The following is a 6,527-nucleotide window of genomic DNA, read 5'->3' as shown; positions in this document are numbered from 1 at the left end:
TCATAAGTGTATAAGAGAAAGCAACCACCTCGCCGACGCCCACCCCGACACCGACGGCTTCCGCCACGGCCACCGCTACGTCATCGACCAGCACCACCACACCTGGCCGTTCGTGTCCTCGTAGCGGACCGGGGTGTGTCGGGACCTGTGAGGTCCCCGGCGGCGACAACAATGACCGCGCACGTTGCACTCACCGCGTGGAGGGTCGGGCGGACATGGCGGTCTCCTTCCGGAACACCGAGCCACCCCGGGCGGACCGGCCCGCGGGGCAGCTCGTCGCCTTCGGCAGCGACGCGGCGAACGAGGTGTCGGGCATCCTCAAGGCCGCCGAGGGCAAGGACATCGCGCTGGTGGCCGCCGGATCGTTCTTCGGTCTCGCGGTGACCGCGGACGGGACCCTGCTCGCCGGCGGGCAGCAGAAGGACAACCGGGTGTCGGGCCTGCCGAAGGCCACCGAGGGAAAGCGCGTCGTGGCCGTCTCCGCCAGCCAGGGCTACGGTCTCGCGATCACCAGCGACGGGACGCTGTTCGCCGCCGGCCACCAGGACGACGCCACGGTGACCCAGATCCTGGCGGCGACCACGGGCCAACGCGTCATCGACGCCGCCGCCGGTACCCAGCACATCCTCGCGGTCACCCACGACGGGACCCTGCTCGCCGCCGGCCGTGACACCGACAAGCAGGTCTCCGGGATCCGAACGGCCGCGCAGGGCAAGCGCGTCACCGCGGTGGCCGCGGGCAACGAACACAGCCTCGCGCTCACCGACGACGGGACCCTGCTCGCCGCCGGGCTGGACAGAGGCGAACAGGTGTCGGGCATCCGGAAGGCCGCCGAGGGGAAGCGGATCACCGCCGTGGCCGCCAAGTGGTACTTCAGCCTCGCGCTGACCGAGGACGGCACCGTGCTGGCGGCCGGGGAAGACAAGCAAGGACAGGTCTCCGGAATCCGGAAAGCCACCCAGGACAAGCGCGTCACGCGGCTGGCGCCCGGCGACATCTGCAGCCTCGCCATCACGGCCGACGGCGCGCTCCTCGCCGGCGGAGACCTCCGGGTCGGGCACGTGCCCGAACTCCTGGAGACGGCACGCGACAAGCGGGCCCTGGCCGCCTCGGCGGGCGCCGTCCTCTACCTCGCCGTACTCGAGAGGAGCGGCCCCTGCGGCCCCCTGAAGCACGGCGAGATCTGCCTGTCCTTCCTCACCACGACCACGGACAGCCTCCTCCTCAAACGCGGCGATACCACCCTCGGCATCGACGCGGGCACCGCCAGGATCTGGAAGGTCACCCCGGAAGTACCCGAAGCGCAGATCGTCGTCCGCGGCGCAGGCGGCGGCGACCTGGCCACCGGCTCCCTCTACTTCACCCTCACCGGCACGGACACCATCGACATCGACCCGCAGAACAGCCAGCTCCCCGCCGGCCTCACGATCAGCCGCCCGGCGCCCCACGCCAACGAGTTCCACCTCACCTGGACACCTGGCGGGCCCCGCTAGCACGGTGACCGAACGCCACGCCGAGGGAGGGGTTCCCGGGAGCCTCGACAGGGATCGGCCAGGCCCAGTCCGCGGCCGCCCAACTCCGATCATCCGCAGTCATCGCATTGCGACGCTCCGTGATGATCGCCTACGGTCGTCTCCCGACATCCATCCGAATCGACGGGAGGGGCGAGGCGCGTGGGACGGATCGTCATCCGGGGTGGGTTGGTGGTCACCGCCGCCGACGAGGTCGAGGCCGACGTGCTGGTGGACGGGGAGAAGATCGTCGCGCTCGCGGCACGCGGCAGCGCGGAGGCGGAGAGCTGGACGGCGGAGCGGGTCGTCGACGCGGGCGGGAGGTACGTGATCCCGGGCGGGGTCGACGCCCACACCCACATGGAGCTGCCGTTCGGCAACACGGTGGCGTCCGACACCTTCGAGACCGGCACGGTGGCGGCGGCCTGGGGCGGGACCACCACCGTCGTGGACTTCGCCGTGCAGACGCGGGGGCGGTCGCTGCGCGAGGGGTTGGACGCCTGGTCGGCCAAGGCCGCCGGCGTGTGCGCGGTGGACTACGGGTTCCACATGATCGTCTCGGACGTGACCGACGCGTCGCTGCGGGAGATGGACGGGCTGGTGGCCGAGGGCGTCACCTCGTTCAAGCTGTTCATGGCGTATCCGGGAGTGTTCCTCAGCGACGACGGGCAGCTGCTGCGGGCGATGCAACGCGCCGGCGGCAACGGCGGGTTGGTGATGGCGCACGCCGAGAACGGGGTCGCCATCGACGTGTTGGCGGCGCAGGCGTTGGCGGCCGGCCGCACGGAGCCACGGCACCACGGGGAGGTGCGGCGGGCCCTGTTGGAGTCCGAGGCGACGCACCGGGCGATCCAGTTGGCGCGGGTCGCCGGGGACGTGCCGCTGTACGTCGTCCACGTGTCGGCGCGGGAGGCGGTGGCGGAGCTGGCCAGGGCGCGCGACGCCGGGCTGCCGGTCTTCGGGGAGACGTGCCCGCAGTACCTGTTCCTGTCGGCGGACAACCTGGCCGAGCCCGGCTTCGAGGGCGCCAAGTACGTGTGCAGCACGCCGCTTCGGCCGCGCGAGCACCAGGCGGCGCTGTGGCGGGCGCTGCGCACCGACGACCTCCAGGTGGTGTCGACCGACCACTGCCCGTTCTGCTTCGCCGGGCAGAAGGAGCTGGGGCGGGGCGACTTCTCGAAGATCCCCAACGGTCTGCCCGGCGTGGAGCACCGGATGGACCTGCTGCACCAGGCCGTGGTGGACGGGCACATCTCGCGGCGCCGGTGGATCGAGCTGGCCTGCGCCGCGCCGGCGCGGATGTTCGGGCTCTACGGGCGGAAGGGCACCGTCGCCCCCGGCGCCGACGCCGACCTGGTGGTCTACGACCCGGCGGCCGAGCAGACGATCTCGGCCGCCACCCACCACATGAACGTCGACTACTCGGCGTACGAGGGGCGGCGGGTCACCGGCCGCGTGGAGACGGTGCTGTCGCGGGGGCGGGTGGTGATCGACGGGCGCGGGTACGTCGGCCGTCCCGGGCACGGCCGGTTCCTGCCGCGCGGCACCTGCCAGTACGTCCGCTGAGTCCGAAGTCGGAGCGGAAGCGGCAGAGGAAGAGGGAGAGGAGCGACGCGATGGAGTTCGGACTCGTCCTGCAGACCGACCCGCCGGCCGCCGGGGTGGTGGCGCTGATGCGCCGCGCCGAGCGGCTCGGCTTCAGCCACGGCTGGACGTTCGACTCGGTGGTGCTGTGGCAGGAGCCGTTCGTGATCCACAGCCAGATCCTGGCCGCCACCGAGCGGTTGGTGGTCGGTCCCATGGTCACCAACCCCGGCACCCGCGCCTGGGAGGTGACGGCCTCGACCTTCGCCACGCTCAACGAGATGTTCGGCAACCGGACGATCTGCGGGATCGGCCGCGGCGACTCGGCGCAGCGGGTGGCCGGCCGCCGCCCGCACGGCCTGGCCAGCCTGGGGCGGGCGATCGACGCCATCCGCGACCTGGCCGAGGGCCGCGAGGCCGTGGTGGACGGCACCCCGCTGCGCCTCGGCTGGGTGCGGGACGGCCGGCTGCCGGTGTGGATGGCGGCGTACGGCCCGAAGGCGCTGGCGCTCGCCGGGCGCTCGGCGGACGGCTTCATCCTCCAACTCGCGGACGTCGACGTGACGGAGTGGATGGTGCGCGCCGTGCGGAAGGCGGCGGCCGACGCGGGCCGGGATCCGGCGCGGATCACCGTGTGCGTGGCCGCGCCCGGCTATGTGACGGCGGACGACTCGCCCGCCGCGCTGGCGCACGCCAGGGAGCAGTGCCGCTGGTTCGGCGGCATGGTGGGCAACCACGTGGCGGACCTGGTGGCCCGCTACGGCACGGATCCGGCGCTGGTGCCCCCGGAGTTGACCGCCTACGTGGAGGGGCGGCGGGGCTACGACTACACGCACCACGGTCGGGCGGACAACCCGGAGGTGGCCTTCGTGCCGGACGGGATCGTGGACCGGTTCTGCCTGATCGGCCCGCCGGCGGCGCACGTGGCGAAGCTGCGGCGGCTGCGGGCCGCCGGCGTCGACCAGTTCGCGCTCTACGCGATGCACGACGCGCGGGAGTCGGTCGTGGAGGAGTACGGCGCGCACGTGATTCCGGCGTTCGCCCGACCGTGACGTTCGAGAACCGTTCACATCCCGGTCGATTTCGCCGCTTAGCGTACGCCGCATGATCGATGGTGGATTCTCACGCCGGGCCCTGCTGGGCGGACTGCTGGGCACGACGGCGGGGATCGCCCTCGCGGGGCCGGCGGCCGCCGCCCCGGCCCGGCACCGCGCGCCACGGGTGCTGGTCGCGACCAACGAGCCCTGGGGCACCTACCACGTCAGGCCGTTGCTCGCGGAGGCCGAGCGGCGCGGCTGGCGGCTCACCCAACTCGTCCCCGACTACGCCGGGATCACCCCGGGCGACCCGGTCCCGGTGGCGACCCCGGCGGACGCGCCGCGCGCCGACCTGCTGGTGGTCACCGGTGCCGGCGACTGGCCGGCCGACTGCGCGGCGCGGTTCCGGCACCTCCCGCTGGCCGCCTCGGCGTTGGCGTACCAGCGGCCGGTCGAGGCGCCGCGGGCCCGCGAGCTGCGGTCGCGGCTCAGGCTGCTCACGTCCTCGTCGGCCGCCGAGGGCCGGGCGTTCGCGCAGTACCTCGGCACCCACAGGAGGGTGCGGGTGGTGGGCTCCCCGCAGACCGACAGCCTGCCGCCGCGCCGCCCCGAGGCCGGCCTGGTGCTGGTCCTGACCAGCGTCACCCACCCGGACGCCACGGGTGAGGCGGCGCCGGGCACCGAGCTGCTGCTGGCGAGCGCCGAGCGGCTGGCCGCCGCCGGCCGGCGGATCCTGGTGGGCCTGCACCCGCGCGAGGACCGCTCGCTGTGGGAGCGGTACGAGATCAGCGCCGACGCCTCCGTGATCGCGTCGGCCCGCGCCGAGGCCGCGATCGGCATCCCCGGCACGGTGTTCCCGCTGGTCGCGGCGGTCGGCACGCCGCTCGTCGGCTGCACCGACCCGGAACTCGCCGTTCCCGACTACCTGTTGTCGGTCTGTTCGAGCACCATCGCCTCGGCGGACGAGGCGGTGGCGGCGGTCGGCTCGGCGCGCCTCCCGGACCGCGCGACGCTGACCGACGCGGTCGGCCCGGTCGGCGGCTCGACGGCGCGGCTGCTGTCGGCGTGGTCCACGGTGGCCCGCCCGGCGAACCGGCGGGAACCGGTGTCCGTCGGGGGCTGAGTCAGCCGCGGCTCCAGTGCGCCGCGTCCCGCGCGCCCGTCGCGACGACCACCGCGGCGGCCAGGGCGACGGCGCCGAAACAGCCGGCCAGGACGCCCTTCGGAACCGTCGTCCAGCCGAGACGGTCGACGGCGACGGGGCTGACCCTGCCGCGCGGGTCGAGGGAGACCTCGATCCGCTCCCCGGCGTCGGCCCGCTCCCCGGGGCCGCGGTCCATCCAGCCCAGGTCCCGCTCGGTGTGGTGGTCCACGAGGTGGTAACGGGTGCCGGTGCGGTTGCGGTTGTTGTTGAGGATCGGCTCGGCCTCCGTGATGATCGCGTCCACGCGTTGCCCGTAGCGCTCGTGGTAGAGCTGGTGGCCGACGACGGCGGAGGTGGTCCAGGCCACCGCCGTGGCGGCCAGGGTGACGCCGCCGAGTACCGCCCCGGCCACCCGGGTGGAGCGGGAGGGCACGGCGCGGCGCCGCCAGTCGAGGACCTGCACGAGGAGCCACGCCGCGGCGAGGGCGAGGAGGAGGAACAGGGCCAGGAACAGCAGGACGGCCAGGAAGGTCCACCAGCCTCCCTCCGGCAGCCGGACCAGGACGTACGGCATGCCGACCACGGTCCAGCAGGCGAGCCACGCGACGGCGCCCAGAGCGACCGGGCCGAAGGAGAGGCAGAACCGGGCGGGAACGCGCATCAGACGCCGCCGCGTTCGGTGGCGAACCGGTGGCTGATCTCGCCGAGCCGGTCAAGACCCTCCGTGACCGCCGCCAACTCGTCGGTGAGTGGGGCCAGATCCACCTCCACGCCGGCGCTGGCGTCGGTGGCGACCTCCAGGGAGACGAGGACGGCGGCCCGTTCGGCGGCGGCCTCCAGGCCGAGGACGGTGGATTCCAGGGTGGCCATGAGGAGTTCGCGCAGTTCCGCCAGGCGCCGGCGGGAGGCGGCGCGTTCGGCCGCCGCGCGGGCCGACGCCTCCTTGGCCTGGCGCAGCGGTCCCGACGCCAGCGACGCCGCCTCGCGCCGCAGGCGCTCGGCATCGGCCAGCAGCCGCCGGGCGTCGGGGCCGGTGATGACGGCGTCGATCCGGCCGATCGTCCCGGCGCGCTGGCGCAGTTGCTCGGCCGCGTCGCTGACCACGGCCGCCGCGTCGTCGAGCGTCCGGGCCAGCGGGGACTCGTCGTCGCTGGCCCGCCGGTGCGCGGCCAGCAGGTCGGCCGCGGCCGTGGCGCGGCGCAGCCAGCTCGCGGTGTCGGCCGGCGTGGACGGGGCGGGCGCCGTCGTCCA

6 protein-coding genes are annotated in these 6,527 nt (G+C 74.1%); 4 read left to right on the top strand and 2 right to left on the bottom strand.

The features are described from left to right. The first annotated feature begins 215 nt into the window (after positions 1-215). The 4 genes from E1283_RS29265 (at position 216) to E1283_RS29250 (ending at position 5,255) form a co-directional block, all read left to right on the top strand. Complete coding sequence (locus E1283_RS29265; protein WP_132821187.1) at positions 216-1,493, top strand: RCC1 domain-containing protein; 1,278 nt, start codon at positions 216-218, stop codon at positions 1,491-1,493. A 180-nt stretch (positions 1,494-1,673) separates the two neighbouring features. Next, a complete protein-coding gene (hydA, locus tag E1283_RS29260) occupies positions 1,674-3,077 on the top strand; it encodes a dihydropyrimidinase (RefSeq protein ID WP_132821186.1) in 1,404 nt (467 codons plus the stop codon). Positions 3,078-3,127: 50 nt separating this feature from the next. Continuing rightward, the gene (locus E1283_RS29255) at positions 3,128-4,147 is read left to right on the top strand and encodes a TIGR03842 family LLM class F420-dependent oxidoreductase (protein ID WP_132821185.1); all 1,020 of its coding nucleotides are present in this window, start codon (positions 3,128-3,130) and stop codon (positions 4,145-4,147) included. A 52-nt stretch (positions 4,148-4,199) separates the two neighbouring features. Next, positions 4,200-5,255 carry a hypothetical protein gene (locus E1283_RS29250; RefSeq protein WP_132821184.1) on the top strand — a complete coding sequence of 352 codons (1,056 nt, stop codon included), beginning with the start codon at positions 4,200-4,202 and terminating at the stop codon, positions 5,253-5,255. 1 nt (position 5,256) lies between these two features. Here the strand turns inward: E1283_RS29250 and E1283_RS29245 are convergent, their stop codons facing one another. After that, positions 5,257-5,937 (bottom strand): hypothetical protein, encoded by a 681-nt coding sequence (locus E1283_RS29245; protein WP_132821183.1) that lies wholly within the window; start codon positions 5,935-5,937, stop codon positions 5,257-5,259. Further along, positions 5,937-6,527, bottom strand: a 591-nt coding sequence (locus tag E1283_RS37600; protein ID WP_425086251.1) for a hypothetical protein, incomplete at its 5' end; no start/stop codon positions are given. The genes E1283_RS29245 and E1283_RS37600, both read right to left, overlap by 1 nt.

Origin of the sequence: Streptomyces hainanensis (assembly GCF_004348415.1) — a bacterium.
Lineage (GTDB): Bacteria > Actinomycetota > Actinomycetes > Streptomycetales > Streptomycetaceae > Streptomyces > Streptomyces hainanensis.
This window is presented reverse-complemented; position numbering and strand designations above follow the sequence as displayed.

Bases quoted from the DNA above. Each gene is read 5' to 3' on its own strand.
- E1283_RS29245 (WP_132821183.1), bottom strand. From the start codon at position 5,937: ATGCGCGTTCCCGCCCGGTTCTGCCTCTCCTTCGGCCCGGTCGCTCTG.
- E1283_RS29265 (WP_132821187.1), top strand. From the start codon at position 216: ATGGCGGTCTCCTTCCGGAACACCGAGCCACCCCGGGCGGACCGGCCC.
- E1283_RS29255 (WP_132821185.1), top strand. From the start codon at position 3,128: ATGGAGTTCGGACTCGTCCTGCAGACCGACCCGCCGGCCGCCGGGGTG.
- E1283_RS29250 (WP_132821184.1), top strand. From the start codon at position 4,200: ATGATCGATGGTGGATTCTCACGCCGGGCCCTGCTGGGCGGACTGCTG.